Origin of the sequence: Bacillus sp. IS1 (genome assembly GCF_032461585.1) — a bacterium.
GTDB classification, from domain to species: domain Bacteria; phylum Bacillota; class Bacilli; order Bacillales; family Bacillaceae; genus Bacillus; species Bacillus velezensis.
In genome coordinates, this window is the sequence record NZ_JAWCWR010000012.1 from 12,834 (window position 1) to 37,736 (window position 24,903).

At 40.3% G+C, this 24,903-nt stretch carries 31 protein-coding genes; 26 read left to right on the top strand and 5 right to left on the bottom strand.

The genetic code is table 11. The features are described from left to right. The first annotated feature begins 75 nt into the window (after positions 1-75). Positions 76-672, top strand: coding sequence for a hypothetical protein (locus RUW00_RS22030; RefSeq protein ID WP_121984841.1), 597 nt, complete (start codon positions 76-78; stop codon positions 670-672). Between the two features lie 92 nt (positions 673-764). Here RUW00_RS22030 and RUW00_RS22035 read toward each other — a convergent pair whose 3' ends face one another. After that, positions 765-1,100: a YolC/YozM family protein gene (locus tag RUW00_RS22035; RefSeq protein WP_121984840.1), complete on the bottom strand. Its 336-nt coding sequence runs from the start codon at positions 1,098-1,100 to the stop codon at positions 765-767. An 831-nt stretch (positions 1,101-1,931) separates the two neighbouring features. On the opposite strand from RUW00_RS22035, the gene RUW00_RS22040 reads away from it, so the two are divergent. From RUW00_RS22040 to RUW00_RS22090, 11 genes are all read left to right on the top strand, one after another. Then, entirely contained in the window at positions 1,932-2,096 is a 165-nt protein-coding gene (locus RUW00_RS22040; RefSeq protein ID WP_315956788.1) for a hypothetical protein, read from the top strand. Between the two features lie 731 nt (positions 2,097-2,827). Next, positions 2,828-3,031 carry a hypothetical protein gene (locus RUW00_RS22045; RefSeq protein ID WP_224988968.1) on the top strand — a complete coding sequence of 68 codons (204 nt, stop codon included), beginning with the start codon at positions 2,828-2,830 and terminating at the stop codon, positions 3,029-3,031. A 337-nt stretch (positions 3,032-3,368) separates the two neighbouring features. Beyond that, entirely contained in the window at positions 3,369-3,665 is a 297-nt protein-coding gene (locus tag RUW00_RS22050) for a YueH family protein (protein ID WP_224988969.1), read from the top strand. A 12-nt stretch (positions 3,666-3,677) separates the two neighbouring features. After that, entirely contained in the window at positions 3,678-4,220 is a 543-nt protein-coding gene (locus RUW00_RS22055; RefSeq protein ID WP_224988970.1) for a tyrosine-type recombinase/integrase, read from the top strand. Between the two features lie 138 nt (positions 4,221-4,358). After that, positions 4,359-4,538 carry a hypothetical protein gene (locus RUW00_RS22060; RefSeq protein ID WP_238810539.1) on the top strand — a complete coding sequence of 60 codons (180 nt, stop codon included), beginning with the start codon at positions 4,359-4,361 and terminating at the stop codon, positions 4,536-4,538. A gap of 6 nt (positions 4,539-4,544) precedes the next feature. Further along, entirely contained in the window at positions 4,545-4,712 is a 168-nt protein-coding gene (locus RUW00_RS22065; RefSeq protein ID WP_162988656.1) for a hypothetical protein, read from the top strand. A gap of 125 nt (positions 4,713-4,837) precedes the next feature. Further along, positions 4,838-5,740 carry a hypothetical protein gene (locus RUW00_RS22070; RefSeq protein WP_205836069.1) on the top strand — a complete coding sequence of 301 codons (903 nt, stop codon included), beginning with the start codon at positions 4,838-4,840 and terminating at the stop codon, positions 5,738-5,740. 124 nt (positions 5,741-5,864) lie between these two features. Then, the gene (locus tag RUW00_RS22075; RefSeq protein ID WP_315956789.1) at positions 5,865-6,374 is read left to right on the top strand and encodes a homing endonuclease associated repeat-containing protein; all 510 of its coding nucleotides are present in this window, start codon (positions 5,865-5,867) and stop codon (positions 6,372-6,374) included. Beyond that, positions 6,367-6,831, top strand: coding sequence for a Rok-like winged helix domain-containing protein (locus RUW00_RS22080; protein WP_121984828.1), 465 nt, complete (start codon positions 6,367-6,369; stop codon positions 6,829-6,831). The genes RUW00_RS22075 and RUW00_RS22080 overlap by 8 nt, the downstream gene beginning before the upstream one ends. 239 nt (positions 6,832-7,070) lie before the next feature. After that, a complete protein-coding gene (locus tag RUW00_RS22085) occupies positions 7,071-7,511 on the top strand; it encodes a hypothetical protein (RefSeq protein ID WP_224988977.1) in 441 nt (146 codons plus the stop codon). A 410-nt stretch (positions 7,512-7,921) separates the two neighbouring features. Beyond that, entirely contained in the window at positions 7,922-8,299 is a 378-nt protein-coding gene (locus RUW00_RS22090; protein WP_315956790.1) for a hypothetical protein, read from the top strand. Between the two features lie 486 nt (positions 8,300-8,785). Here the strand turns inward: RUW00_RS22090 and RUW00_RS22095 are convergent, their stop codons facing one another. After that, positions 8,786-9,187: a hypothetical protein gene (locus RUW00_RS22095; protein ID WP_224988981.1), complete on the bottom strand. Its 402-nt coding sequence runs from the start codon at positions 9,185-9,187 to the stop codon at positions 8,786-8,788. Between the two features lie 425 nt (positions 9,188-9,612). Between RUW00_RS22095 and RUW00_RS22100 the strand changes: the two genes are divergently transcribed. The 3 genes from RUW00_RS22100 to RUW00_RS22110 all read left to right on the top strand — a co-directional run bounded on the left by RUW00_RS22100 (position 9,613) and on the right by RUW00_RS22110 (position 11,178). Beyond that, on the top strand, positions 9,613-10,761 hold the full coding sequence (locus RUW00_RS22100) for a response regulator aspartate phosphatase (protein ID WP_224988996.1): 1,149 nt from the start codon (positions 9,613-9,615) through the stop codon (positions 10,759-10,761). After that, positions 10,758-10,940 carry a hypothetical protein gene (locus RUW00_RS22105; protein WP_121984832.1) on the top strand — a complete coding sequence of 61 codons (183 nt, stop codon included), beginning with the start codon at positions 10,758-10,760 and terminating at the stop codon, positions 10,938-10,940. Before RUW00_RS22100 ends, RUW00_RS22105 begins: the two co-directional genes overlap by 4 nt. A 109-nt stretch (positions 10,941-11,049) precedes the next feature. Beyond that, complete coding sequence (locus RUW00_RS22110; RefSeq protein WP_260665606.1) at positions 11,050-11,178, top strand: hypothetical protein; 129 nt, start codon at positions 11,050-11,052, stop codon at positions 11,176-11,178. Between the two features lie 179 nt (positions 11,179-11,357). Here RUW00_RS22110 and RUW00_RS22115 read toward each other — a convergent pair whose 3' ends face one another. Continuing rightward, complete coding sequence (locus tag RUW00_RS22115; protein ID WP_121984833.1) at positions 11,358-11,546, bottom strand: hypothetical protein; 189 nt, start codon at positions 11,544-11,546, stop codon at positions 11,358-11,360. Positions 11,547-11,721: 175 nt separating this feature from the next. Beyond that, complete coding sequence (locus RUW00_RS22120) at positions 11,722-12,171, bottom strand: hypothetical protein (protein ID WP_121984834.1); 450 nt, start codon at positions 12,169-12,171, stop codon at positions 11,722-11,724. Between the two features lie 1,564 nt (positions 12,172-13,735). Between RUW00_RS22120 and RUW00_RS22125 the strand changes: the two genes are divergently transcribed. From RUW00_RS22125 to RUW00_RS22150, 6 genes are all read left to right on the top strand, one after another. Then, the gene (locus tag RUW00_RS22125; RefSeq protein ID WP_198698516.1) at positions 13,736-14,053 is read left to right on the top strand and encodes a PadR family transcriptional regulator; all 318 of its coding nucleotides are present in this window, start codon (positions 13,736-13,738) and stop codon (positions 14,051-14,053) included. Then, a complete protein-coding gene (locus RUW00_RS22130; RefSeq protein ID WP_121984792.1) occupies positions 14,053-14,592 on the top strand; it encodes a DUF1700 domain-containing protein in 540 nt (179 codons plus the stop codon). The genes RUW00_RS22125 and RUW00_RS22130 overlap by 1 nt, the downstream gene beginning before the upstream one ends. Positions 14,593-14,921: 329 nt before the next feature. Next, positions 14,922-15,281, top strand: a complete 360-nt coding sequence (locus RUW00_RS22135) for a lactococcin 972 family bacteriocin (protein ID WP_224988985.1) — start codon at positions 14,922-14,924, stop codon at positions 15,279-15,281. Between the two features lie 96 nt (positions 15,282-15,377). Beyond that, positions 15,378-17,543 carry a DUF1430 domain-containing protein gene (locus tag RUW00_RS22140; protein ID WP_315956791.1) on the top strand — a complete coding sequence of 722 codons (2,166 nt, stop codon included), beginning with the start codon at positions 15,378-15,380 and terminating at the stop codon, positions 17,541-17,543. Continuing rightward, positions 17,540-18,160, top strand: a complete 621-nt coding sequence (locus RUW00_RS22145; protein ID WP_121984795.1) for an ATP-binding cassette domain-containing protein — start codon at positions 17,540-17,542, stop codon at positions 18,158-18,160. Before RUW00_RS22140 ends, RUW00_RS22145 begins: the two co-directional genes overlap by 4 nt. 13 nt (positions 18,161-18,173) lie before the next feature. Then, on the top strand, positions 18,174-18,389 hold the full coding sequence (locus tag RUW00_RS22150) for a bacteriocin-like WGxF protein (RefSeq protein ID WP_121984796.1): 216 nt from the start codon (positions 18,174-18,176) through the stop codon (positions 18,387-18,389). Positions 18,390-18,676: 287 nt separating this feature from the next. Here RUW00_RS22150 and RUW00_RS22155 read toward each other — a convergent pair whose 3' ends face one another. Then, positions 18,677-18,943 (bottom strand): hypothetical protein, encoded by a 267-nt coding sequence (locus RUW00_RS22155; RefSeq protein ID WP_315956792.1) that lies wholly within the window; start codon positions 18,941-18,943, stop codon positions 18,677-18,679. A 265-nt stretch (positions 18,944-19,208) separates the two neighbouring features. Here RUW00_RS22155 and RUW00_RS22160 point away from each other — a divergent pair, with 265 nt between their 5' ends. From RUW00_RS22160 to RUW00_RS22180, 5 genes are all read left to right on the top strand, one after another. Beyond that, a complete protein-coding gene (locus RUW00_RS22160; RefSeq protein WP_315956793.1) occupies positions 19,209-19,361 on the top strand; it encodes a hypothetical protein in 153 nt (50 codons plus the stop codon). A 986-nt stretch (positions 19,362-20,347) separates the two neighbouring features. Then, a complete protein-coding gene (locus RUW00_RS22165; protein ID WP_315956794.1) occupies positions 20,348-21,577 on the top strand; it encodes a DUF5068 domain-containing protein in 1,230 nt (409 codons plus the stop codon). A 253-nt stretch (positions 21,578-21,830) separates the two neighbouring features. Continuing rightward, on the top strand, positions 21,831-23,747 hold the full coding sequence (locus RUW00_RS22170; RefSeq protein WP_315956795.1) for a SpaA isopeptide-forming pilin-related protein: 1,917 nt from the start codon (positions 21,831-21,833) through the stop codon (positions 23,745-23,747). A gap of 58 nt (positions 23,748-23,805) precedes the next feature. Beyond that, a complete protein-coding gene (locus RUW00_RS22175) occupies positions 23,806-24,402 on the top strand; it encodes a class D sortase (RefSeq protein ID WP_315956796.1) in 597 nt (198 codons plus the stop codon). Between the two features lie 99 nt (positions 24,403-24,501). Beyond that, the gene (locus RUW00_RS22180; RefSeq protein WP_315956797.1) at positions 24,502-24,669 is read left to right on the top strand and encodes a hypothetical protein; all 168 of its coding nucleotides are present in this window, start codon (positions 24,502-24,504) and stop codon (positions 24,667-24,669) included. Positions 24,670-24,903 lie beyond the last annotated feature (234 nt).

The window sequence follows — 24,903 nt, forward strand, 5'->3', positions numbered from 1 at the left end:
ATTTTGGATTATAGGCTCATTCATCATTGAAACTTCACTCACTATCATTCTTAATTGAAAGGGGTACAAACCTACATGAAATTGAATTTGAAATACTGGTCGATGGCGATTGTTCTATGTTTCACTCTTTTTGGTTTCTTAGGAGCAACTAAGATACAGGCAGCTGAAGTAAAAACAGAGGCGCAAAATATTGGCCTTGATGCTAAAAAAGAGGAATTAGCATCTCAAATCAAAATCTATGATGAAAACGATGATGAAATTCACCCTTACACGTTACAAGAATTGAAAGATATGATTACGCTTGATGATCAAAATCAAGATAATCCAATCCATGCATTGTATAAGACATATACAAGCAAACCATTTGGCTTCAAGTATAACTTTTCAATAGGGGGAGGAACGTATGGAAAAGCGTTCAAAAACCCAATAACGCTTTTAATCACACCACAAGGGACTGCCAAAAAGTTCTCTGTAGCTGCGAAGTACGATAATGGCAAAGGCGGTGTAGGCGGAACAGCAGGTAAAATTTCTCTTCCAGGCGGGTGGACAGGTCAAATTCATATGAACTGGACTCAGTTGAAAAGAGGGAAAAGTTATCACTTTAACTTCATTAATAACAGCAGCAGTGATGTTGAAGTTAAAATGAAGAAAGTTATTGTATGGTATGATTGATTAACAGGCAGGTCTGAAAAGGCCTGCTCTTTTTGTGAAGTTGAACAGAAAAAAGAAACCCGGTCAGCCTTATCGGGTTTCGGAACATACTCTTATTCGTTTATGGTCTTTAAATACTCTTGATGTTCCTTTTCTAAGACTTGAACATCTTCTTTGAAAATTTCGATTTTGTAATTTTCTTTAATTTCATCAGACAAGTTTTCATTTAGATACTCCCGCAGTTTTGCTTCACTTTTTGTTTTATCCATTCCAATTGAAATAACGGGATCTGTTTCTCCAATACCATAACTAAATAATCCGAATTTTCCCCATGCATCATCTAATACTTCCTCCGGTGGTTTTTGCTTCGGACTTGTTGCATGTAAAGCAATACTAAACATGAATAAAGAAGAGGCTATGATTAAGACTACAGTTAACTTCTTTTTCATCTCATCCCTCCTTTTTTTCCTTGCTATTAATATCCTAATAGCTTAGCTAAAAGTATATCACGAATCATAATGAAGAAATACCGAGTTTCTTCCTATATAAAGTACTTAATGATAACACTATCTTTCAGGTTCTAATCTAAGCTTTTCTATATAGAAAGGAAAATCCGCGGCCGTCGGCTCCGATACGGCGCCAGCAGGAGAGCATCTGAAGGAGAAAACGCCCCGCGTTTATGGGGCGATCGGGAGAGCCATCAGTAGCGCGCCGCGCCGTGAACTCTCCGTGGCTCATCGAAGCTGCGGGGGCTGCCGGATTCCGGAGCCGACCAGGCGCCGGCTTTTTGTGTTCTGACCAGGACGGAATGCCCTGGCTGCAACTGAAGGAGATCCCCGGCCGTCGTTCTGATCGGCACCGGCAGAAAGAGCATCTGCAGGAGAAAACGCCCCGCGTTTACGGGGCGATCGGGATAGCATCTGCAGCGCGCCGCGCCATGAAATCTCTGCGGCTCATCGAAGCTGCGGGGGCTGCCGGATTCCGGAGCCGACCAGGCGCCGGCTTTTTGTGTTCTGGCCAGGACGGAACGCCCTGGCTGCAGCTGAAGGAGATCCCCGGCCGTCGTTCTAATCGGCACCGGCAGAAAAAGCATCTGAAGGAGAAAACGCCCCGCGTTTACGGGGCGATCGGGATAGCATCTGCAGCGCGCCGCGCCATGAAATCTCTGCGGCTCATCGAAGCTGCGGGGGCTGCCAGATTCCGGAGCCGACCAGGCGCTGGCTTTTTGTGTCCAGGGCAAGCTACGGGACGCCCTGGCAGCTGAAGGAGATTTAAGACCGTTGGTCCGATCGGCGCCAGCAGGAGAACGTCTGAAGGAGAAAACGCCCCGCGTTACGGGGCGGTCGGGAGAGCACCGGCAGCGCCGCGCCATGAAATCTCCGCGGCTCATTGAAGCTGCGGGGCATCCGGATTCCGGAACCGGCCGGTCGCCGGCAAGTTTCTAAAAGCAAAGGTAACTGGTGTCGTTAGCAAGCATGCTCTCATCGGTGGGGGTTATGAATAGAAGTTGAAAGGATACTACAAAGTGATAAAAAGTATCAAGTACCATTTAATTAATTTGAAATCATTACTCAGGGGTTTACAGGGCGAATTGGAGTGTAGACGCCTGGTATTGCGGCGAAGTTCCGAGGAATATCATGTGAAAGAGTATCAAGTACCATTTGAGTTTTTGATAAAAAAACGAATTTCTGTTATAATAAAATAACAGAACAAATTAGTTAAACGAAAAAAAGAGAGACGTTCAAGGAACTTGGCTGCAGCTTTTACCCTCCATTAAACCTGGTCCGTTTAATGTAAGCCTGTTCTTGAAAGACCCTCTATTCCTAATTTTTATAAAATTTCTTTAAGGAAGCAGAAAATTAATAAGAAGAGTCTGCCTAGAACGACAAACCATTCTAAGGTCTTCTTGATTTTCTCGCTTCTTTTTTTTATGTATGAAAAGAATTTTTTCACTGGCCTCCCCCCTTTACTGCTTGATCAGCTGCGGGATACTTTAATTATAGCATAGTTGGTTTCTTTGACTGTTGTTTGGGAAATTAATTGGTTCACTTGTAAGTCCATGCCCAGCACGGTTCTATGTTTTTGTTGCTGTACAGGGAAAACGACTCTTGGAGCAGTTTTTAATTAGCCTCTCTACCGTCTACTTTATTTCTCATAAATAAACGAGGTGGAATCGATGAATGGTATAGAATTTTTAGAATCTGTGGCGCACCTTGGACAATTAGTTTTAGTGTTCTCTGGCTACGCCCTCTATTGGAAACTAGGTAAAACAAAAAGGGAGCGAAGGCTTACAAAATTTGAAACCTCCATTAGGTTCTCTGTAATGTTCGGTATATCTGCATGGGCGCTTTCGTCTCTTGCTTTAAATTTGTGGTCATAATCTTCCGTTGATATTTGAATTAATAAAGAAAAGGCATCTCTATAATGAGATGCTTTTTCTTTATTCAAAAGAAATTCCATAATGTATGCTTTTACATAAAAGCATACATTATAATTGTTGAAAACACTGAGTTTTTTTCATTAGTGTGTTATAATCTATACAAGTGAAAAAAGCATACATTTTTTTCGTTGATTTTAAAGGGTTTAGATCAAGCGGAAGACAGAAACGGATGTAGTCAATATCACTGGTTGGGAAAATGAAATAATTACATTATCAGGAAACTGGGGAGGGGATAATCAATTGAACCGATAAGGATTTAAATATGGGAGTTGATTAGATGCTAAAGTGTAAAAATGCTCGAATTCATGAATTTAGGCTTCAAGCTGTTCATAAAACACCAGTCCTGTTTGTTATAGAAGATTTCATGCAAAAATTTACTCTTATCGCTATCCCACAGTGGGATTGGTCCTTTCAGATGACGCATACAGTTCCACGTGATCTGAATATAAAACAGTTACAGCAGTCATTATCAGTTGCCGGCTTTATTAATTACGATGAATCTGGCTTCGCTGCAAATACAATATCTGATATCGTATTTAATGAAATACCGGTAAAAGCCGAATATATTGAATAGAAGGAATTTGCAATGAATCAGTTACAAGATGTTCAGCCAATACGCAGTTTAGAAAAAATAGAAGACATGAAGTGGGCCTTGAAGAGATTTTGTTCTGAAAGAGACTACATGTATTTTTTGATTGGGATTAACTGTGGTCTTCGTGGCGGTGATTTAGTTCAGTTGAAACAGTCTCAGTGCAGGAGAAAGAAGTTTCCTGTAAAGGAAGGGAAAACTAAGAAAAAAAGAAATATTAACCTGTCAGCAATATACGATGAAGTAGCTGCTTATATTGATAAGTATCCGAATGAGTGGATGTTTCCATCTCAAAAGGGAGGACATATTACAAGAATTCAGGCTTACCGAATCTTACGGAGAGCTGCTGACATGGCTGGAATAGAAGGAATGGGCACTCACACCCTTAGAAAAAGCTTTGGTTATTGGCATTACAAGCAATTTAGGGATGTAGCCAAACTCCAAAGTATCTTTAATCATAATAATCCAGAAACGACATTGAGATATATAGGAATAACAGAAGAAGAAATTGATCAAGATCTTGAAAATTTCAAATTGTGATCTGATCAAAAGAGTTAAAAAAACAGCCCTCTTGGGTTTTATGGCAGGCAATGGGCGATTTCATTCGGCCCCGCATGACATTGGCTGACTTGTCCGTCAACGGGTAGAATGGATACAAAAAGGAAAGGCGGAGAATACATGGCATATCGTATTGTGGGCGAGTTGGAAGGGACGGAAATTACGTTCACGAGTACACACCCAGACAGAGAGAAACGAGAGGAGACATTCGAGACGATTGAGGAAGCTGAGGAAGCTATGAAGACCTTTAAAATGTCTCTGCCTGAAGGAACAAAATTGACGATTGAACCTGCGGTGTAGAGGCAAATGATTGATTTTGAAACGGCTATGAGACACGTGAGAGCAACTCTTGGCTTTGAAGGTTTAGTGCTGACGGAAGAAGAGGAAGAGCTTTTAGAAAGACGGTTTCATGGAGAAATCACAGAGGAAGAATACATACGAAAAGCATTGGAACTGTCTTACTCCGGTGACTAATAAATAGGGCAGCGAGCAATTTTGGTGTGAGTCAACGGTTACTGGACCGTAGAGAGGATTGAGGATAGAAGGAGAAAATGGAAAATCAGATCGTGAAATTTGTTTATTGGGAGTTGGTGTAGTCGGTGGAAGTTCTACAAGGTCGAGAAATGCCGGATGCTAAGTATTGGGATGAAAAAGAACAAGTTTACAAACCAGTATTAGCTGTTGATTTTACTCCGGAATTAAGAAAAGTAAAAACTGTATGTAAATACTGTGAGCAAAGTGTTATCTTCGTACAGGGTAATAAGAAAGAGGATTCTAAACCATTTTTCAGGAGATCTCCAGGTGTATATCACGTTGAGGGCTGCCCGTATGGACAGAAGAAAACTCTAAAGGATGAATTGAGGGAAGTGGGTACTTTGGAAGGGCTACTGTATGGTGTAAAGCCGCCCCTTGCTGTTCAAAGGGTGAAAAATTCATCTGTCCAAGAAGGCGAAAAAAGCCAATCTGAAGAAAGACCAAGATCATTGGAGAAACAGCCTCGTCAGCAGGTGCCGAATAAAGATAAACCGCATCAGAGGAATTTATTTGGTGTAGATGATTTATTTCATGAATTAAAGGATATAAGAAGTCAAGAGCCTTCATTAATGAGGAAACTATATGAAAGAATCATTGGGAATGTATATTACCCTTATAAAGAGTATTCTCTCCTGTTGGAACATAGCAAGAAAGGAAAGCTAAGGAAATACTTTTACACCGCTGGAATATTCAAAGCAAAACTGGAATACGACATGATTGAGAATAAAGGATACATCTTTTTGTATGGAAAGGGTAATGGCTCAATTAAACTACGCCTTTATCCTGGAGATGAAAAGGTAATGACACAATTAAAAAGGTTCAGATACAAGGTAGCGAGGAAAGAAAAAAAGAAAACTGAATTTATTGGAGTCTTAGTTCAATTAAGGCAGATAAGTAATGAAGAAGGAGTTACATATATAGATCTTGATTTATACGACTTCTCTATAAATCACTATATGAATAGTTAGAAACTTTTACGGCGGGAAAATGCGCCGTTTTTTGTTTGGATTCCAAAATTTTCTTCGTTTTTCATTGGGTTTTTAATACTTTTGGAATAAAATTAGACTAAGTAATTAGCAGGAGGAACAATGGATGTTACGAAATGACCTCGTTTTTAAAGAGCTAACGATTTTGCGACTCCAAGAATTTTACGAGAAAACCGGTAGATCACCAAAAAAGAAAGATATTGAAGGCATAACAAGAATTGAGTCTGCTTTTGGGAGTTGGACTGAAGCTCTCATTGAAGCTGGTTTTTTCCGGAGGAGAAGAATAACTGAACAGCAAAAATTAGATATTAAAAGAATGGTTAATGAAATTAATGAATCTCATAAAATACGATTAAAAAAGAACATAACGCCCCCACCTGAACTGGACACCATGGTATTAGCCTTGGCTACAGTTAAGGTATTGAAGGCGTCACCTAACGAATTATTCACGAGAAAGAAGATAAATTCCCTCTTAATTGATTGCGTTGGTTCAGGCCCCAGCCAGATTACTCACATCTTTCCGGTTATGAACGAAATTGATTATAGGGTACTGAATCCAAGGAAAGGGTGTTATGTCTTTTATCCAGCTGTAAAAGGAGGGGATGGAAGTGTTTAATGAAAGAACAGCATTGAAAATGCGAATGGAGCAGCTTAATGAGAGAGAGCATATAATTATACGTGAATTTCAGGCTGAGCGAGACACTATTTATAAACGGCTCCGCGAACTTGATAATGGTAAGCATGCATTGCCATGCCTACGTGAGTTAGCAAAACAAGAAAAATTTATAAATGATGCATATAAAAGTGGAGAAATTATCGTTCCCCATGTCAGCGCCGCCCGATCAGAAAATTCTGTTGTAAAAAAAATAGATCAGCGAAAACTTGCGATACAGTTTCTTGCTTCTCAAATTGGTAAAGAAGTGAAAAGCGTTGACATAAAAAGGTATGTTGAAAGGATTCACGGTGAACCAATTCAAAACATGACCATGTTTATGGAAAGCTTGATGAGAAAGAATCCAAGACTGAAAAAGATTGGTCGAGGATTATATACGTATGCCGGGATTGGAGAATAGGCAGAGAGCGAAATCCAATTCTGGCTTCAGGGAGATTGCCCGATATTGAAGGAGCGCAAGGTGACTGATGTTATCATCACTCCACACAACCAATAAATTTGGCATTACAGTAAGGATCGTGAGCACTAAAAATTTTTCAACAGAGACCGCTTCAAGAAATTAAGTAGTTACACCCTTGTATGGAATTTCCACCTGATTTATTGTTGGTATGAGTTAATTTACTCTAAAGGGGGTAGTGCATGGTACGCAGAGGAATCGTGTTCCTTTTCATGATAATGGTACTTTTAATAACAGCATGTAGTTCTCAAGCCAGTTCGAATGTGGGGTATTGGGTTTTAGAAAAGAATAGAGTTAATGAAGATCACGATGTTAAAGAGTATGTTTCATATCTTCAAGAGCATAAAGACATTAGGGGATATAAAGAATTCACCATAGCAGAAGGAATGCAGATGGTAGTGGTTTCTTTAGGGAACAGCGATAAGGAAAAGCGACTTGATGTTGCTCATGTCAAAAATTCAAATGGAGACATAAAATTAACTGTTGATGTACAAAAGAATGAATCAAATAAAACAAATGAGAAAAACCCTTATGTCATGATTGGCCTAAATAATAAGGAAGATCATAAATTAAGCGTGACCGATCAAAAAGGGAATAAGTTTAAAGAGGTTGATTACAAATAAAAAAATCTGGCGAGAAGCAGTTTTTTCACTGTTTCCAGCTTTTATGACCAGTGGCCAGGTAATGGGTGTCCTGGCAAAGAACCTGTGACCGTCGGCTCCGATGCGGCGCCGGCAGGAAGATCATCAGCGCAGAAGGCGGAAATGGCCATAAAGCAAGATTTCATACTTATGTGGAGACTGTTCCTTACAAAATATTCATTGACGGAGGATTAGCCAGTAATTACGGCGGGGAAGGCGGCCGCGCTTTTAAGTCATTTTTGTTAGGGGTGGGAATTCCGGAAGAAGAAGTTTCTTTTGTGACAAGGTATAACGGTGAAGAAATAGCAGTGATTGAGATAGTCTTATAGGCATCTGAACAAGCGAGAAAATAAAAGAATGGTGTTGCATAAAACTGGAACGGGGGGGTTCTTATGGAAATAATCGTTAGGGATAACAAGACCGTGTCTAAGAAAAAAAGCTGGTGCAATCGTTTTGAATGGATTCTTTTGAATACTTCGCTTTTCTTCATCTGGTTATGGTTAGTATTTACGTTATTTCTCAACATGAATTACATGATTAAATTTTTTGCGGAGTTGAATGGTTTTATTGGCCTGAGCGTGTTTTTAGGAGGTCCCTTACTGATTTGGTATGATCACAGAGAAGAAGGTCATCTAAGAGCTTTGGGCGCTTATATCCATTCGAATATTCTCAGTAATTCTGCTGCTGCCAGCATTATTACTCTATTAGCAGTTAATCTTTTCTTTGCTTATAATTCAATCTCGGTCCTTATAGAATGGTGTGGGCGTTAAAAAGGTTGCCGTAATTGAAATAGCTTTTATAATAAACAAAAAAGCAGCCGCAGGAAGACGGCTGCTTTTTGATTGTTTGTAGACATGTAGACGTGTCTACTTTTTATCGTTAAATGGTTACTGCTTTTTCAGCTACTTGAATTGGTTTGTTAGTAAAGGTTGTATCTTTCACTAAGGGCTGCGCAGCAGCCAGTAATAAAGCCGAAACAGTTAGCAGGAAACGCCCTGTGTCTACGGAGCGATCAGGAATGCGTCGGCTACGCCTCTTCCATGAATTCTCCCCGGACTATCGCAGACTGCGGGTAGCAGGATTCCGGAACCGGCTAAGTGCCGGTTTTTTTGTGGCCAGGGCAGGCAACGGGCCGCCCTGGCTGCAGCCAAAGGAATTGTGCGGCCGTTAGCCCCGATGGGGAGCCGATATGAGAGTGTCCATGCTGAGGCGAAAAAGCTCTGAGTTTAGGGAGCCAATCAGGAGTGCACCAGCTCCTACGACTTCCGTAGATTATTTTTAGAATCACTATTTTTTATTTTCTCTAATTCTTCTATAGTGTATGTAGTAACAGGCGCAGCTTGATCACCATCTTTATCCCTCCACCCTTTCCACACTCGTTGATTGTAATTATCTTTTCTTTTTTGTTCCCATTTTTTTTGTTCCTTGCTAGTACCCGTTGTATACTTACCCTTTTGTGCGAATCTTTTTCTTGCTTTTTCGCTACTCGTGCTAAGTGTTGGTCTTACATTATTCATCGAATTCAGTTCTTCCTGTCTAAATCTCATCTTTTTCTCTATAGCTTCAGGAGACTTCGCTCTGGCCCGTTGTTTTTCTCTAATCTCTCTCCTTTTTCTTTGACTCGGCGTTTCATTTTTTATTTGATTTTCTTCTTTCATTTTAAACCAGCCCCTTCTACCAGGATATTTATGCAAAACTTCAATCATTTTTATTATAAACAAATGATATCTTTCTCTCACTTATATCTTGCCGTTGGTCCTGATATGGTGCCAGCAGGAAGAACTTCTGCACAGAAAGCCAAAACACCCCCGCGTTTACGGGGGGTGATCATGAGTGAACTGGCTGTGGCTCCATCGCAGGCTGCTGAAGGAGCTCCGCGACCGATCGCCTCGATACAATGCCGGCAGTACTACGGAGCCGGTGGTCGGTTAATTTTCATTGAGAGCCACTTAAATATTTGTTTGATATTTGAATCTTGAGAAAATACCCAAAAAGGGGAATATTCTATTGATTTTTTAAACCCATTAAATAGAAATATGATAAAATATTAGGGGGTATCATATAAGGGAGGGAAAACGATTTGGTGAGTAAAACGCTGGCATCTTCAGAGGTGGGACACCTTATAAATCAATGGTATGGTTATATTCGTTCTTTTAGTATTCCAGATTCAGAGTATTTAAAGAAAGAAATTGAGAATAAACTTGATCAAATGGAAGAAGACCAAGATCTGCTTTTGTACTATTCACTTATGGAGTTTCGACATCGCTTAATGTTGGAATCCCTTGAACCATTAGAAAAATTAAGAATTGATCAGCAGCCGAACCTTTCAGATTTATTATCAGAAATTGAGAATAATCAGTCTCGTATCAAAGGAATGCTGGACTACTATTTTAATTTCTTTAAAGGACAATTTGAATTTTCTAGGAAGAATTATATTCAAGCGATACAATATTATAAACGAGCAGAATTGAAGCTAGATCTAATTCCTGAAGAAGAGAAAATTGAAAAAGCAGAATTTCATTATAAAGTGGCAGCTGCTTATTATAGAATCAAGCAGAATATGTTTTCGCTGCATCATGCAGAGATCGCTTTAAATATGTTCGAAGCCAATAAACTCTATAGTACAAGTACCATAAGTTGTGAAATGATGTTAGGAGCAAATAAGCTTGATCTTCTTCGATTTGATGAAGCAGAGGCCCATTATACAAATGCCATGAAGTTTGCTGAATTGACAAAGGATAATTATTCAAGAGGATTGGCTTGTCATAATATTGGGTTAAGCTATGCGCTTCAAAACAAAAGTGACTTAGCTGAAGAATATTTCCGAAAAGTCCTTGAAATACCAGAATATTATGAAACTGAACGTGGGTTAAGGACTGATTTTGAATTGACTTTTGTCTTGTATAAGAATGGTAAAATAGAAGAGGCACAAAAGCTTTTAGTAAAGGGCATCAAGAAAGCTGAAAAAGAAGGTGAAGCAGAGTATTTGGCGAAATTTAATATTGTCCATGCTCTTTACGGTGGCTTAGAGGCACAAAAGCGTGATGATCTTATTCAGAGAGCATTCAAATATCTTGAAGAAAAGCAGCTATGGACAGATATTGAAGAATTGAGCCAAGATATCGCGGAACATTTTCGCATAATCAAGGATTATGCGAATACTGTATTATATCTGGATAAGGTGATCTACGCGAAGAACAAAATTCTCAGCGTATCGGAGGAATTAATGTGAAGAAAATAGTGGCTGTCGCAGTTCTCATCTCAATTATGGCTTTATTTTTCTCTGTATTTCATAATAAGCATGATGAGAAACGGTTGGCTGGCAGGGCCGAATATGCAATACAGGGAACACATTATACGGCTTTAGCCGATGGACAGTTTGAAACCCAAGGTAGAGCTGAATTTGCATGATCCTTTCCCTCCGACGAATGTTCGGAGGGTTTTACGTATGACAAATTTTATATTTATCATCAAAAAATGATTCTAACGCAAAAACAAATTCAAAGGGGAGAATGCCTGTATGAATTTTAGAAGAGGCGTCTTTATCATTGTATCGACTATCGTATTAATGTCAGGGATCGGTCTAACTGCATCGGCCGTTTCATTAGATGGATCATATCAAGTTTCGTCTGATCGTAATCAAACCTAAGAAGGAGAGTGCCTGTATGAATCTAAAAAAGAGCGTCTTCATCGTCCTGTAAGTGGGTTGGGTATGAACTTAGTAGAGAAACAAACACGAGATACAACCCAGGTAGCGTCTGATCGATTTTGACTTGAACAACTTACGCCTTTTCTTCGGAAAAGGTGTTTTATTTTTATTATAAAATCTCAAAACATCCATCTGTTCTTTTTCTTATCCCATTTCAGCAAACGCTGTCTCATGAGATTCTTAATTGCTTCTCGTATAGCGCGTTCATCTTTACCAGTTTTTCTCTTCAATTCTTCTAAGGTGGGGTTTTTCCCAAAGTGAGTCATGTTAAAAATGATCCGGAACACTTTCCTCTCAAAGTCATTCATTCAAACTGCCTCCTCGAGTAGATAATACCAGAACAGACCTAACTATGGGGAAGCCAGACATCTGAATGCATGGGTCCGATGAAGGAGATCCGTAGCTGTTGGCTGTTATTAGGGCAAATAAAAAGCTACTGCAGCTGCAGTAGCTAAAAAAGGGTTTATAAGCCGCAAAATCAAATTAGCGGGAAGCGTAATCAATCCAGCTTGCGTTATAATTCACACGTTTTTTAGAACCCTGATTGACCATTTTAAATCTATATGAATCTCCTTTTTTTAACCAAGGTGTTTCAAAATAAGTTACTCCATTTTTCTTTGCATTAAAGGTTTTAATTGTTTTCCAAGCGCCTTTGCTGTTGACTTGTTTTTGGATGTATACTTTATACGTGCCTTTCCCTTTACTGCTAGACTTAATTCTACCATCTTCCAAGCTGAATTTTTTTGTTGTTTTTGCGTTGAATTTAGGGTGCTGTGTAAAGATCACATAGTTAGTGAAATACCCACTCTTATAAGTATGCAACCAGTCTTTAGCTTCTGCTTTTTGTGGAGAAGAGAAGCCCATAAAACCAATGCCACTAATTAAAAGTGCAAAAACAATGATTAATGACTTAAAAATCTTTTTACTTTTCATGGAGAAAATCCTTCCTTCCTGTAACTATTTACCCTATTTATGTTAATGGCAATATAAACAATCATAAACCCGTCTAACTTACTATTTTGAATGTCAGAAGAGGTGGGTTTAACCTAAAAATGACTATATTACTAATACTTATGATTCATTATTTTGTTTGGTTTGGGAATAAAGTTGTTTTATGATGATGCGGAATATATCTGTTTTTATATCAATTGTCATGAGATGATTTTACGTCTAGTTCTATGTGTATGGGCGGCAAAGTAAAGGATATACAAGATTCATTATACCGGAAGCCCAAGCCTGTTAAAATGCGGTGGGTTTATCTCCCTCAGCGCAGCCGGTCTTCTTGCAGTGGTGTATCGAGGATGATAGTCGCGGATCTCCTTCAGTAGCCAGGGCGTCCCGTTGTCTGGACGCAGGGGCATAATAAGGCCGATATCTGGCTGCCTGCGGACCCGCCTGCCCCGCAACTTCTATGATCCGCGCAGATTTTAAGGTGAAGGCGCTACCGATACACTACCGATCGCTCCGTAAACGCGGGACGTTTTCGACTTCAGATGCTCTCCTGCCGGCGCCGCATCGGCACCGACGGCCAGGGATATCCTTCAGCTGCAGCCAGGGCGGCCCGTAGCTTGCCCTGGACACAAAAAGCCAGCGCCTGGTCGGCTCCGGAATCCGGCAGCCCCGCAGCTTCGATGAGCCGCAGAGATTTCATGAGGCGGCGCTGCCGGTGCATCCCTGATCGCCCCGTAAACGCGGGGCGTTTTGCCTTCAGACGCTCTCCTGCTGGCGCCGCATCGGCACCGACGGCCAGGGATATCCTTCAGCTGCAGCCAGGGCGGCCCGTAGCTTGCCCTGGACACAAAAAGCCAGCGCCTGGTCGGCTCCGGAATCTGGCAGCCCCTGCAGCTTCGATGAGCCGCAGAGATTTCATGGCGCGGCGCGCTGCAGATGCTCTCCCGATCGCCCCGTAAACGCGGGGCGTTTTCTCCTACAGATGCTCTTTCTGCCGGTGCCGATCAGAACGACGGCCGGGGATCTCCTTCAGTTGCAGCCAGGGCATTCCGTCCTGGTCAGAACACAAAAAGCCGGCGCCTGGTCGGCTCCGGAATCCGGCAGCCCCCGCAGCTTCGATGAGCCACGGAGAGTTCACGGCGCGGCGCGCTGCTGATGGCTCTCCCGATCGCCCCATAAACGCGGGGCGTTTTGCCTTCAGCTCTCCTGCCGGCACCGCATCGGCACCGACGGCCGGGGATCTCCTTCAGCCGCATCCAGGGCGTCCCGTATCTGCCCAGGACACATAAAAAGCCGGCGCCAAGCCGATTCCACAATCCTGCTGCCTCGCAGCTTCGATGAGCCGCTGAGATTTCATGGTGCGGCGCAGCCAGCGCACGCCTGATAGCCCCAAACGCAGAGTGATTTTCGCCTTCTACACGCGGTCTGCTCGTCTGTGGTATAAATTGGTGAAGGATCGTATCTATAATTACCTTTAAAACATGGTTGCATATATAACTAGTGTGTTTTACACTATAGTATAAATAAGAAAACAGGATGGTTGATTATGAATAGCCAACTTAGAAAAGGCGTAATGGAACTGTGTGTCTTGGCAATGATAAGAAAAGAAGATTTATATGGTTACGAATTGATAAGGAGTCTCAGCGAAAAATTTCCGGTAAAAGGTGAAACAATCTATCCTGTCCTGAAAAGACTGACTAATGGCGGCTTCTTATCCACTTATATTGGTGAATCATCCCAAGGCCCAAGTAGGAAGTATTATAAAATAACGCCTGAAGGAGAGCGTCAATATCAGCTCTTACACGCCGAATGGTCAGAGTTTTCCAGTGTAGTGAATGAAATATTTGAGGAGGAAGAGTATTAATGTCAAAAAACGAATATTTAAAAAGGCTCCGATCATCTATAAAACAGTTACCAAAGGATGATCAAAAGGAAATATTGCAAGATATTGAAGAAGCATTTATTATTGGGCTGTCTTCTGGAAAATCAGAATACGAGATCTCCACGCATCTAGGAAACCCACAAACACTAGCTAAAACCCTTATAGCAGACTCTATTATTCAAAACTCTAAGAACAATCACTCAGTACAGCATTTCTTTCGCATCTTCATGCGAGTGATAGGCATCAGTTTCTTTAATTTTTTCTTTACACTTTGTCCCTTCATACTCATTGCTGGCATTTTGGTATCGCTTTTTGCAACAAGCATAATGTCAGTTGGCGCAGCACTTTTTGTTGTTCCTCGTTCATTTTTTAATGCCCTTTTCGTCTTAGGTGGCGGGGTAATTCTTTTTCAGATATCAATTGATCTAATAAAGGTGTTTATCAAATTCTTTTTGAAATACATTAACTGGACCGTCAAGTTAGTAAGGAGGAAGAAAATCGATGAGAAAATGGCTTTATAGCGTTGGGTTAACACTTATGATAATTGGTCTTATCGGAAGCATTTTTTTTGGTTTTTCTGGCCTCTGGTACTAACCCCTCAGACAGACTAATCAAAGTAAAAAAGATAGCTGTTATTTATAATTCCACCATTAAAGAATACACACCAAGCTAGCATTCTATCGGCATTAGATAACAAACATTATGAGCCTATTGTGTTCCACTATGTCCATTTTCCGAATAAAAACAGGAATGTTGTAAGAATATCAAAATTTAAGTTGTGAATCCTTACCCGATATGGTAATTTTGATTTGTAATACCAAATAAACCCTAATTGGAAGGAGAGATTTCAATGAAAAAGAAGGTTCTTGCTTCAATTGTATTAGGTATAGGTTTACTAGGAGGACAAGCTGCTTTTGCTAGTCAGTCGAACGATGTCAATCACGGGGAAGTTAATTTGGACGAAACAAGAGATTTAATGAGCGCCATGAAGCTTGATAAATCAACACCGGGCGGTGGTACGTGGTATCATGGCTTCGAAAAAGGCCAAGTTCATTCCAATTACAATCATAAGAAAAAGACTCACAAATCGAGTGCTGCGGCTGGAGCAAGATTCTATGAAACTGAATGGAATACAAAAAATCAAGGGTATACTTACGCTTCTGTATATGAAGCCCTTTTCGGAAACAAGGCTTTTTGGGATACAAAATAAAGAAAACGATAGCAAAGTGATTTTTAAATTTTTCTTCCGGTGTGGTCAAACTTGAATACAAGTCAGCACCGGATTTCTTTTTATGGAGGCTGCCCAATGAAGAAAACAATCTACATATTGTTCATTTTGGTTTTGCTCTCAATGAATATGTCAAGCTATCATTACACTCTTAACAAACAAATCTATTACACTTTATTCTCAAATAAAGAAGCATTGATAATCAATTATACTTCAGGATTTAAAAGTGAGGACTTTGTAAAGAGATTGGTCGCCTTCTCCAAAGAAAACAAAGTGAACATTTCTCAATACAATTTCTTGGATGAAAAGAGCTTAAACATCTATTCTACAAACCCTGAAAATGAACCATCAATACATAACGGCAATAAACTTGTGTCAAATTTTCTAAGAGGCCATTCAGAGCAGAAGATGATCGGCAGCATTACTTTTCCGCTTTCGACATGGAAAATCAGATATTTTGATTTCAATCAAATAAAGAATATAGGCATAGGAAGCAAATTTTACATTTCCTCTAAGGATGATAAGGTATTGGAAAAAGCACAAAATCTTTTTGCTGACTATGGTGAAGTAAGTTATGAGGACATCACTGAGAATACTGCTTTTATGTTTAACAAAACTTTGCTTATGCTAGTGTTGCTCTCTATGCTGATTTTGTTTATTGGTGTCCTTTATTTTGTAATTAAAAATCGCAAACGGCTTCTGCTGCAAAAGTTATGGGGGTATTCCAAAGTTAAAACACTGCTTTCTTACCCAGCAATGTTTTTGAAGCCTCTAATTATAATCATATTTTGCGGCGCAATTATTGTAGCTTTGCTAGCCTTTTCTTTCAGTTTAAATGACTGGTTGGCTGCATATCTTAGAATTTACATTAGAAACGCGGTGATTGGTGCGCTTATCATGATGGTATACACCATCATGGTTACCCTCGTATTGTATAACAACAGCGACATTAGTGGCTCGATCAAAGGCAGCACACCGATTAAAAAATTCCAATGGTTATCTGTAGGCTTTAAAATTGTTGTCACGATATTGCTCTTCAATATTGTTGCGTCCTCACTTTCTAACTTATTCGATCTCAAACAGCAGCTTGATAATCAATCGTACTGGAAAAAGACCCAAAACACTTATAAGACAAGCTTTGCAAATACCGGGATAGACTATAGTGATTTAAAATTAGACAGGGAGAAAAATGTTAGAGTTCGCGCGTTGTATCATCAATTAGAGAAGCATAAAAATGCGTTCGTCATTGATGCACATAACTATGCTGTACTAAGGAAAGATGGAAAAAAACCTGTTTATTTTTACACCTTAAATACGACAAAGAAAAATGAAATTTACTCTCCTTCTGGACGAAGCATTACAATCAGCCCTAATTATTTAAAGGTGAATCCCATTATCGGCGCTAATGGGGAAGCCATAAGCCAAAAGCAATTAAGGGCTGATTCAAATACATTGAACCTGCTTGTTCCACAAAAGTATGAAAAATATAAAGAAAAAATAATAGCTGCATACAGAGATCACTTTTTCTTTAAAAAAGTTGAATTAGATAATATGTATAACAAGGAGATTAATCAACCTGTAAACACCCTCAAAAAAGATGAATTGAAAATCAACATCATTTATACTAAAAATAGGCAGGAGTATTTCACCTTTAATAGTGAGTTTGGGGATGCCGGCAATAAAAATAACATTGTTGATCCAATAGCTGCAATTTTCACGGACAACGTTGATTCATCTGTTATAGGGGCTTACTCAACCTCAAGTTTATTCTTTTCAGATTCTTCAAAAGGCATGGCGTATGACCGCATAGTTCCTTATTTGGAGAAGACCAATACGAGAGATCTAATTGATTCATCAATTTCGGTTTATCAAGAACTAAGCGACGGTATAGCAAGAATTCAGAATCAATTCTTGCAGAATTTAATTGGACTAACAATAACAGTTATCCTCTCCATAGCCTTTCTTGTTGCTTATATTTGGTCGTATTACAGCGCAAATGCATATCGGCTGTACCTTAAAGAGCTTTTTGGATATTCATATTGGGCCAGAAATAAAAATTTAATCATCTTTTCCCTTTTAACCAATTGCCTTATAGGTTTAGGATGCAGTATTTATTACAAAATCTTCGAATTAACAATTTTCATCGCGCTGTTTATTGTAATCGAGCTGCTTATTCTTTATTTTCTGAGTGTCTATTTAAACAGGAGAAACATGAATAGGATCTTAAAAGGAGATAGAATATGATTACACTCAACAACATAGCAAAGACGTTTGATGAAAAACCTGTTCTTTCGAATTTCTCTCTTCAGATAAAAGAAAATGAATTTGTTTCAATTGTTGGTAAGAGTGGTTCAGGAAAGACAACCCTTCTAAATATAATAGGCCTTCTTGATACTCCACACTCAGGAGATATTGAAATTTTAGGTTTTCGAAACCCTAAATCTAACGACGTGATGAAACTACGGAGAGAGAACTTAGGGTATATCTTTCAAAATTACGTGCTTATGGACAACGAAACAGTATTAACAAACTTACTGCTTTCTACGGCATATGCAAAAGATTTCAAGAAAGAAAAGTTGACAGAAGCTTTAGAAATGGTTGGGCTTGATAAAAGCTTTTTAAAGAAAAAGATCTATCAGCTGAGTGGTGGAGAGCAGCAACGTGTGGCCATCGCAAGAATTATTTTGAAGCCTTGTGATATTATCCTGGCTGATGAACCTACAGGAAACTTAGACGAATCTAACAAAAACATTATCTTGTCTTTATTCCATCAGTTAAAAGATATGGGGAAAACAATTATTTGTGTTACTCACGATCAAGAAATTGCCAATGGGTCTGACAGAGTTATTAATCTTTCATAAGGAGAGGTTTAAATTGAAACACATTGTTTTTGCATTATCAGCAAGTATTCTGGTCGTTATTGCCGGAGTGGTACACAGAATACTCTTTAGAGTGTTTGGCTTTCCATTTGATCAGGCTATCTTCTTTTGGGGCGGATTCGTTGTAGTTTATTTTATCTTAGCGTTGCTAGCTTCTCTGCTCTTTAGAAGTATAGGTTCAAATAACAGAAGTAGCAGGTATGAGGCTTAAAATCAGCGATCAACTTAGGAACGTATTTCTAGGAGAATGAATAAAACAAGGAGACCAGCCGAAGATGCCGGTCTTTTTTATATGGAGTGGAATTAGCCAGGTAAAGGATGATCATCTATTTGTACATCTGAAGTAGCAAAAATATGAGTATAGACGGCCTGCGAGGGTTTCGCGGCCGTCGGCCCCGATACGGCACCAGCAGGAGAGTATCTGAAGGCAAAAACACCCCGCGTTTACGGGGCGATCGGGAGTGTACCGGCAGCGCCGCGCCGTGAAATCTCCGCGGCTTATCGAAGCTGCTCAACCGTTTCATTTTTGAAACGGTCGGAATTTGAGCCGCTGCTGTTTGCTTCTCGTCCTGGTACGGAGCCGACCAGGCGCCGGCTTGTAGTCTGGTCAGAACGGGTCGCCCTGGCTGCAGCTGAAGGAGATGTGCGGCCGTCGGCCCCGATACGGCGCCAGCAGGAAAACGTCTGAAGGTGAAAACGCCCCGCGTTTACGGGGCGATCGGGAAAGCACCGGCAGCGCCGCGCCATGAAATCTCTGCGGCTCATTGAAGCTGCGGGGCAGCCGGATTCCGGAACCGGCCAGGCGCCGGCTTTTTGTGTACTGACCAGGACGGAATGCCCTGGCTGCAGCTGAAGGAGATGTGCGGCCGTCGGCCCCGATACGGCGCCAGCAGGAAAACGTCTGAAGGTGAAAACGCCCCGCGTTTACGGGGCGATCGGGAAAGCACCGGCAGCGCCGCGCCATGAAATCTCTGCGGCTCATTGAAGCTGCGGGGCAGCCGGATTCCGGAACCGGCCAGGCGCCGGCTTTTTGTGTACTGACCAGGACGGAATGCCCTGGCTGCAGCTGAAGGAGATGTGCGGCCGTCGGTCCCGATACGGCGCCAGCAGGAAAACGTCTGAAGGTGAAAATGCCCCGCGTTTACGGGGCGATCGGGAAAGCACCGGCAGCGCCGTGCCATGAAATCTCTGCGGCTCATCGAAGCTGCGGGGCAGCCGGATTCCGGAGCCGACCAGGCGCCGGCTTTTTTGTGGTTAGGGCAGGCAACGGGCCGCCCTGGCTGCAGCTGAAGGAGATCCACGGCCGTCGGCTCCGATGCGGCGCCAGCAGGAGAACGTCTGAAGGAGAAAACGCCCCACGTTTACGGGGCGATCAGGGCTGTACCGGCAACGCCGCGTCATGAAATCTCTGCGGCTCATCGAGGCTGCGGAGGCGACAAGGTTCCGGCTTTTTTTGTGTCCTGGTCAAGCAACGGGCCGGCCAGGCGCCGGCCTTTTTGTAGCCTGCACCAAGCAACGGGTCACCCTGGATGCTGAAAGAGATCCGCCGCGTCGGCAACAGCAATACAGCAATTGCAGGAAGAACAGCTGTGTTGAAGGCGAAAACGTCTCGTGTTTATGGATGCTCTGGTAGCCTGAAAAAGGTCTACGGCAGATGATATTTCACTCTGCTGTCGGCTGGAAAAATATCTTGTGTTAAGTTGATAAGCAACAGCGCTCTTGTGGGAGTGTGTAAGGTCTAATGGATTATGTATTCATTATCTGATCCTTTCACTTTGACTAATAAAGATTCATTCGATTTGAAGGTTTAGATAAATCGTCTTGGTAATAAAGTCATTTTTCGACAAAAAACGTCAATTTTCAAGTGTGTTTGTCAGAATAAAATGGTAATTTGGGATGATGACCCATTGAATTTTTACATTTAGTATAAAAAGGGTATAAAGTAATAATTGATAAGGAGGTCTATGTAACCAAGATAGTGAAAAAAGATGAGAGTCAATAATTTCAGTGAAAAGAAGAGATTTATAAAGATAAAGAGTATTCTACTAATTGACTCAAAAAATATGCGCACCAATCAAATTGTTGCTACTAACCTTATCAAATAAATAAAAGTTACTGATCATTCATCAGTAACTTTTTATTTTGACTTGTCATAGGAGGAATAGACAAATGAAGAAAAAAATAGGCGTTGCTTCTGCCCTTTCTGCTGTGCTTTTATTAGGCGCATGCGGAGGACAAAATGATTCTTCTTCTTCGGAGCAACCAAATAAGAAGAATGCATCTGTAACAACAAAGGATAATGAGGAAAGCCAGGCCTCTTTTAATCTTCAAAAAAACGATGGCCGCGATGTATCTAATGTATTCAATCCTTTTATTAAAGAAGCTGTAGAGGGAGATGTAGAAACAGTATATAAGAATGCTGATCCTAAAATCAAAATCAATTTTGATGGGTTTAATTTTAGTGTTTCTCAATATCAAGTCGTTCATATCAAAAACGCTAAGAATGCACCATACAGCTTTAAAGGAGGGAAAGAAGGATATGTTATTACGCTACAAGCTACTATAAAAAATCAAACAGATGGAAAGGCATACTTCAATAATCCTGTTCTCCAGGGAAGAGATGAATATCATACAACGCAACCAGATATAAATTTGGTTAAAGATAGTGACAAAATCAAGCCTAGTAAGAGTGGAACCCCTGGATCGCCAGCTTATTATGAAAAAGGTGAAGCGAAGACTGGTTTTATTCAATATGAATTATCGGCTTCAGAATACAAAGAGTTTAAAAATGAAAAGACAAAACTAGTGATTTCCCCTCCTTCAAAAGATTCTATGTTCCGCGAGCATATCGGTGAAAAGCAAACAAGGGATCTCCCGCTGTCTAGGGATTCTTTGGAAATACAAAAGAGCGATAAAAAATTTTATGAGGATCAGATTATTCGTAAAGGTATTGCCGAAAAAAACATGATAGAACTCAAAGACGGTTTGGCTGACAAGAAAAGTGAAAATAAAGTTGAATTGACACTGGAAGGCTTTCAATTTACTAAGTTAGATCCTTCAGTTAGTTTTAAAAAATCTTTTACTGGTTTTGGGAATGAGGATATTGTTGCAGCTACCTTTAAGTTACATATAAAAAACAATCAAGGCGACACCCTGCCATTAGGACAGTTCAGCTCTTTTTTAGACACTGACAAGCGACATTATTTAAATCAAGGATCATTAGAGTATGATTCAGGAGACCTCCGGCCAGGACAGTCAGGCACAAAATATTTAGTGTTCTTGATGAAAAAGTCAGAACTTAACGAAAACCCAAAATTCAAATTGCGCATTAGACATATTGAAGGAAAGAGTGGTGACGCGTTAAATGATCGAGAAGTTGACTTTAATCTGGTTCGTTAATCGAAACCGAAGAGCTCTCTATTAGCTACAAAATCATGATTGTTCTCATTAGACAAACATGATAAAGTAGAAAAGTAGAAAAGTAGAGAAATTTAAAAGTTGTTGTTTCTAAAGGATCAAATGATCCTTTAAGGAGGTGATTAAATCGATTCTGAAATACGGACAACTTAATACTTCGGTTTCTTTTATTGATACGAGTTAGAATTTTCCCTCTTTTCAAAAACCACTTATCTTAAAAAGAGGAGAAATGTATATGTCAATAAAGAAACTATCGGTGCTGCTTAGTATTTTTTTGATTGCTTTGAGCTCAATCTTCTCGTTTGCAGGGAACAAAGCTTTTGCAGATTCATTTGCGGGAGACCCTAATACCAAAGTTACTGGATGGGCGTTTGACGAGAGTATCGGCGGATACCTGCCTACCGAGCAAATCAAGTCAGTAAGTGATCCAACCAGATTTGCCTATTGCCTGGAGCCTGGAAAACACTCTCCTGACCATGTAGATATGCCATCTGCAGGACAAATGAATGACAAGGTATATCGGGTTCTGTCATATGGATATCCAAACGCTACAGCGAGCGAATTAGGAGTTAGCAGCAATGCCAAGGCTCATTATGCCACGCAAATTGCAATTTGGCTTACAATCGGTGAGGTGAAAGCATCCGATCTTACCTACAGTGACAATAGCATCGAAAAGGCGGTTCAGCACCTTTTAAATAAAGCTGCAATCGAAAAAGATACACAGAATGTTAGTGTTACAGTAACTCCGGACAATGCGAAAGCATCTGTGAAAGGAGACTATCTCGTAACTGAGCCGTATACAGTAAAAAGCTCTGCAACAGGTACATACACTGTTTCTCTGTCTGGTGCTCCAAAGAAAGCAGTTGTAACAGATGTAAATGGGAAAGTAAAATCAACATTTGCAGCAAACGAGCAGTTTAAAATCCAGTTGCCAAAAAATACTCCGACAGACAAAGTCAAAGTTACTGTTAATACTGAAATGAACAAGCTTGTATCAATGCAATACAATTCAGATGGGACCTATCAGAACATTGTGTCTTTAAAAGAGGTTAAAAAGAATGTTGAGGTCGGTGTCTCTGCTTCATGGGAAACAACTGGTGCCCTTCAAATATTAAAAGTGACAGAGGACAATGCACCGTTAACGGGAGTCATCTTTGACATTTTTAATCAAAGTGGTGAGAAAGTAACTTCAGTTCAAACAGATAAAAACGGTAAAGCTACTGCTTCCAAATTGCCGATCGGTAATTATACCGCAGTGGAAACGAAAACTGCTGAGGGTTTCATTTTAGATCAAGAGCCCAAAACAGTTACCGTAAATGCAGATGAAACAACTACACTTTCCATCATAAACAAAAAAATTCGTGGAAATGTTGAATTGAAAAAAATTGATACTGATAGCAAGAATTCATTAGAAGGTGCTGTTTTCGAGCTCTTAAATAGTAAAGGAAAAGCAATTGGCCAATACACAACTGATAAAGAAGGAAAAATCCTGATTAAGAATTTAGAATATGGATCATATTCATTTGTTGAAAAGAGCGCACCTAATGGCTATGTTTTAAACACTGAGCCAATTAATTTTGATGTCAAAGAAAATAAAAAAACTGTGCAAATTCAAGCAGATAACAAAATGATTACCGGCTCGCTAGAAATTACAAAAACCGATGTGGCAGACGGTAATACTCGCTTAAAAGGGGCAGAATTTACTATCTTTAATGAAAATGGTGAAGAGGTTGCCAAGGGGAAAACAGATAAAGATGGTATAGCTCGTTTTGATAATTTACCATTTGGCAAATACTCTTATAAAGAGACATTTGCGCCAAGAGGATATTTAATCAATGAGGAAACATTTTCTTTTGAGATCAAAGAAAATGGCCAAATCATTAAACACATGGTGGCTGATAAGAAAAAAGCTGTTGCCGCAGCTCCAGTTTTCGAAAAAGCTTCACCTGTCGTGAAAACAGAAAAAGTGCAAACTGTTGTTAAACCGGTTCAGAATACTGTCAAAGAAGAACAGCCGGTTAAAGAAAACACATTGCCGAACACTGGAAATCCTAATCAGTACCGAGCTGTAATGATTGGCCTTTTCTTAATCATTATCGGTGCCGCATGGTATTTGTTAAAGCGTAAAAAGGCACAATCTGATAGTGAGTAAGATGACATAGAGAGACAGCTGTTGGCTGTCTCTTTCTTATACGGAGGTTTTTTAAGACATGAAGTCTAAACTTTTTCCTGTTTTTTTGATAATTGTAGGACTGTTGGTAGCTTGGTTTGGGGGCGGAAAAGAAATAATATCGAGCAAGCAGAAAACAAACACATCTCTTGTTGAAGCGAAAGAAATCATAAAAGAAAGCAAGACAGAGAAAGCTGCTGAAAACAATAAGCAAGAAGGAAAAAACGAATCATTTCAAGTGAAAAATGGCGAAACGGTTGGGATTCTCTCTATTCCCAAAATTGATGCTGAACTACCGATTGTGGAAGGTACTGCAGCAGAAGACCTGAGTAAAGGCGTTGGTCATTATAAAGGCAGCAGCTATCCGAATGAGAATGGGCAAATTGTTCTTTCGGGCCATCGGGATACAGTTTTTCGGCGCACTGGTGAGCTAAAGCATGGCGATACTCTTAAACTAAGTTTGTCTTACGGGGAATTTGAATACAAGATTACAGATACAAAAATTGTTGATGAAGATGATACTTCTGTTATTACTCTGCAGCATAAAGAAGAAGAATTGATACTGACGACATGTTATCCATTTTCATACATAGGAGATGCACCAGAGCGTTATATCATATATGCTGCTCCTATTTAATTAGACGCTTATGAAATGTTTATTTGTATTGACAGACAGGTAGTGGAAAGATAAGATTTACACAATGATAAGTCAATCTCCACAAGGAAGGTAAGTTTTATGTCTGCAAATAATGAAGTGATAGTGACTGCAAAGATTTCGAAAAAAACGGACGATATGCTGGATGAGTTAAAATTGGAATCGAAAAAAAATGGTGAAAAAAAATACAAAAAAGAACTTATGGAGACTGCAGTTACTGAATATTACAATAAAATTTTTAAAAAATAGATACTGTATTAGAAGGAAGCTGTCATCAAGATAGCTTCTTTTTTACCTTCAACAGCCAGGGCGGCCCGTAGCCTACCCTGGCCGGTTCCGGAATCCGGCTACCCCCACAGCTTCAATGAGCCGCGGAGAGTCCACCGCAGAGGCGCTACCGGTACACTCCCGATCGCCCCGTAAACGCGGGGCGTTTTCGCCTTCAGATGCTCTCCTGCCGGCGCCGCATCGGAACCGACGGCC

Coding starts and splice junctions, on each gene's coding strand:
- RUW00_RS22030 (WP_121984841.1), top strand. CDS start 76: ATGAAATTGAATTTGAAATACTGGTCGATGGCGATTGTTCTATGTTTC.
- RUW00_RS22035 (WP_121984840.1), bottom strand. CDS start 1,100: ATGAAAAAGAAGTTAACTGTAGTCTTAATCATAGCCTCTTCTTTATTC.
- RUW00_RS22045 (WP_224988968.1), top strand. CDS start 2,828: ATGAATGGTATAGAATTTTTAGAATCTGTGGCGCACCTTGGACAATTA.
- RUW00_RS22050 (WP_224988969.1), top strand. CDS start 3,369: ATGCTAAAGTGTAAAAATGCTCGAATTCATGAATTTAGGCTTCAAGCT.
- RUW00_RS22055 (WP_224988970.1), top strand. CDS start 3,678: ATGAATCAGTTACAAGATGTTCAGCCAATACGCAGTTTAGAAAAAATA.
- RUW00_RS22060 (WP_238810539.1), top strand. CDS start 4,359: ATGGCATATCGTATTGTGGGCGAGTTGGAAGGGACGGAAATTACGTTC.
- RUW00_RS22065 (WP_162988656.1), top strand. CDS start 4,545: ATGATTGATTTTGAAACGGCTATGAGACACGTGAGAGCAACTCTTGGC.
- RUW00_RS22075 (WP_315956789.1), top strand. CDS start 5,865: ATGTTACGAAATGACCTCGTTTTTAAAGAGCTAACGATTTTGCGACTC.
- RUW00_RS22085 (WP_224988977.1), top strand. CDS start 7,071: ATGGTACGCAGAGGAATCGTGTTCCTTTTCATGATAATGGTACTTTTA.
- RUW00_RS22090 (WP_315956790.1), top strand. CDS start 7,922: ATGGAAATAATCGTTAGGGATAACAAGACCGTGTCTAAGAAAAAAAGC.
- RUW00_RS22095 (WP_224988981.1), bottom strand. CDS start 9,187: ATGAAAGAAGAAAATCAAATAAAAAATGAAACGCCGAGTCAAAGAAAA.
- RUW00_RS22110 (WP_260665606.1), top strand. CDS start 11,050: ATGAATTTTAGAAGAGGCGTCTTTATCATTGTATCGACTATCGTATTA.
- RUW00_RS22115 (WP_121984833.1), bottom strand. CDS start 11,546: ATGAATGACTTTGAGAGGAAAGTGTTCCGGATCATTTTTAACATGACT.
- RUW00_RS22120 (WP_121984834.1), bottom strand. CDS start 12,171: ATGAAAAGTAAAAAGATTTTTAAGTCATTAATCATTGTTTTTGCACTT.
- RUW00_RS22125 (WP_198698516.1), top strand. CDS start 13,736: ATGAATAGCCAACTTAGAAAAGGCGTAATGGAACTGTGTGTCTTGGCA.
- RUW00_RS22130 (WP_121984792.1), top strand. CDS start 14,053: ATGTCAAAAAACGAATATTTAAAAAGGCTCCGATCATCTATAAAACAG.
- RUW00_RS22135 (WP_224988985.1), top strand. CDS start 14,922: ATGAAAAAGAAGGTTCTTGCTTCAATTGTATTAGGTATAGGTTTACTA.
- RUW00_RS22140 (WP_315956791.1), top strand. CDS start 15,378: ATGAAGAAAACAATCTACATATTGTTCATTTTGGTTTTGCTCTCAATG.
- RUW00_RS22145 (WP_121984795.1), top strand. CDS start 17,540: ATGATTACACTCAACAACATAGCAAAGACGTTTGATGAAAAACCTGTT.
- RUW00_RS22155 (WP_315956792.1), bottom strand. CDS start 18,943: ATGAGCCGCAGAGATTTCATGGCGCGGCGCTGCCGGTGCTTTCCCGAT.
- RUW00_RS22165 (WP_315956794.1), top strand. CDS start 20,348: ATGAAGAAAAAAATAGGCGTTGCTTCTGCCCTTTCTGCTGTGCTTTTA.
- RUW00_RS22170 (WP_315956795.1), top strand. CDS start 21,831: ATGTCAATAAAGAAACTATCGGTGCTGCTTAGTATTTTTTTGATTGCT.
- RUW00_RS22175 (WP_315956796.1), top strand. CDS start 23,806: ATGAAGTCTAAACTTTTTCCTGTTTTTTTGATAATTGTAGGACTGTTG.
- RUW00_RS22180 (WP_315956797.1), top strand. CDS start 24,502: ATGTCTGCAAATAATGAAGTGATAGTGACTGCAAAGATTTCGAAAAAA.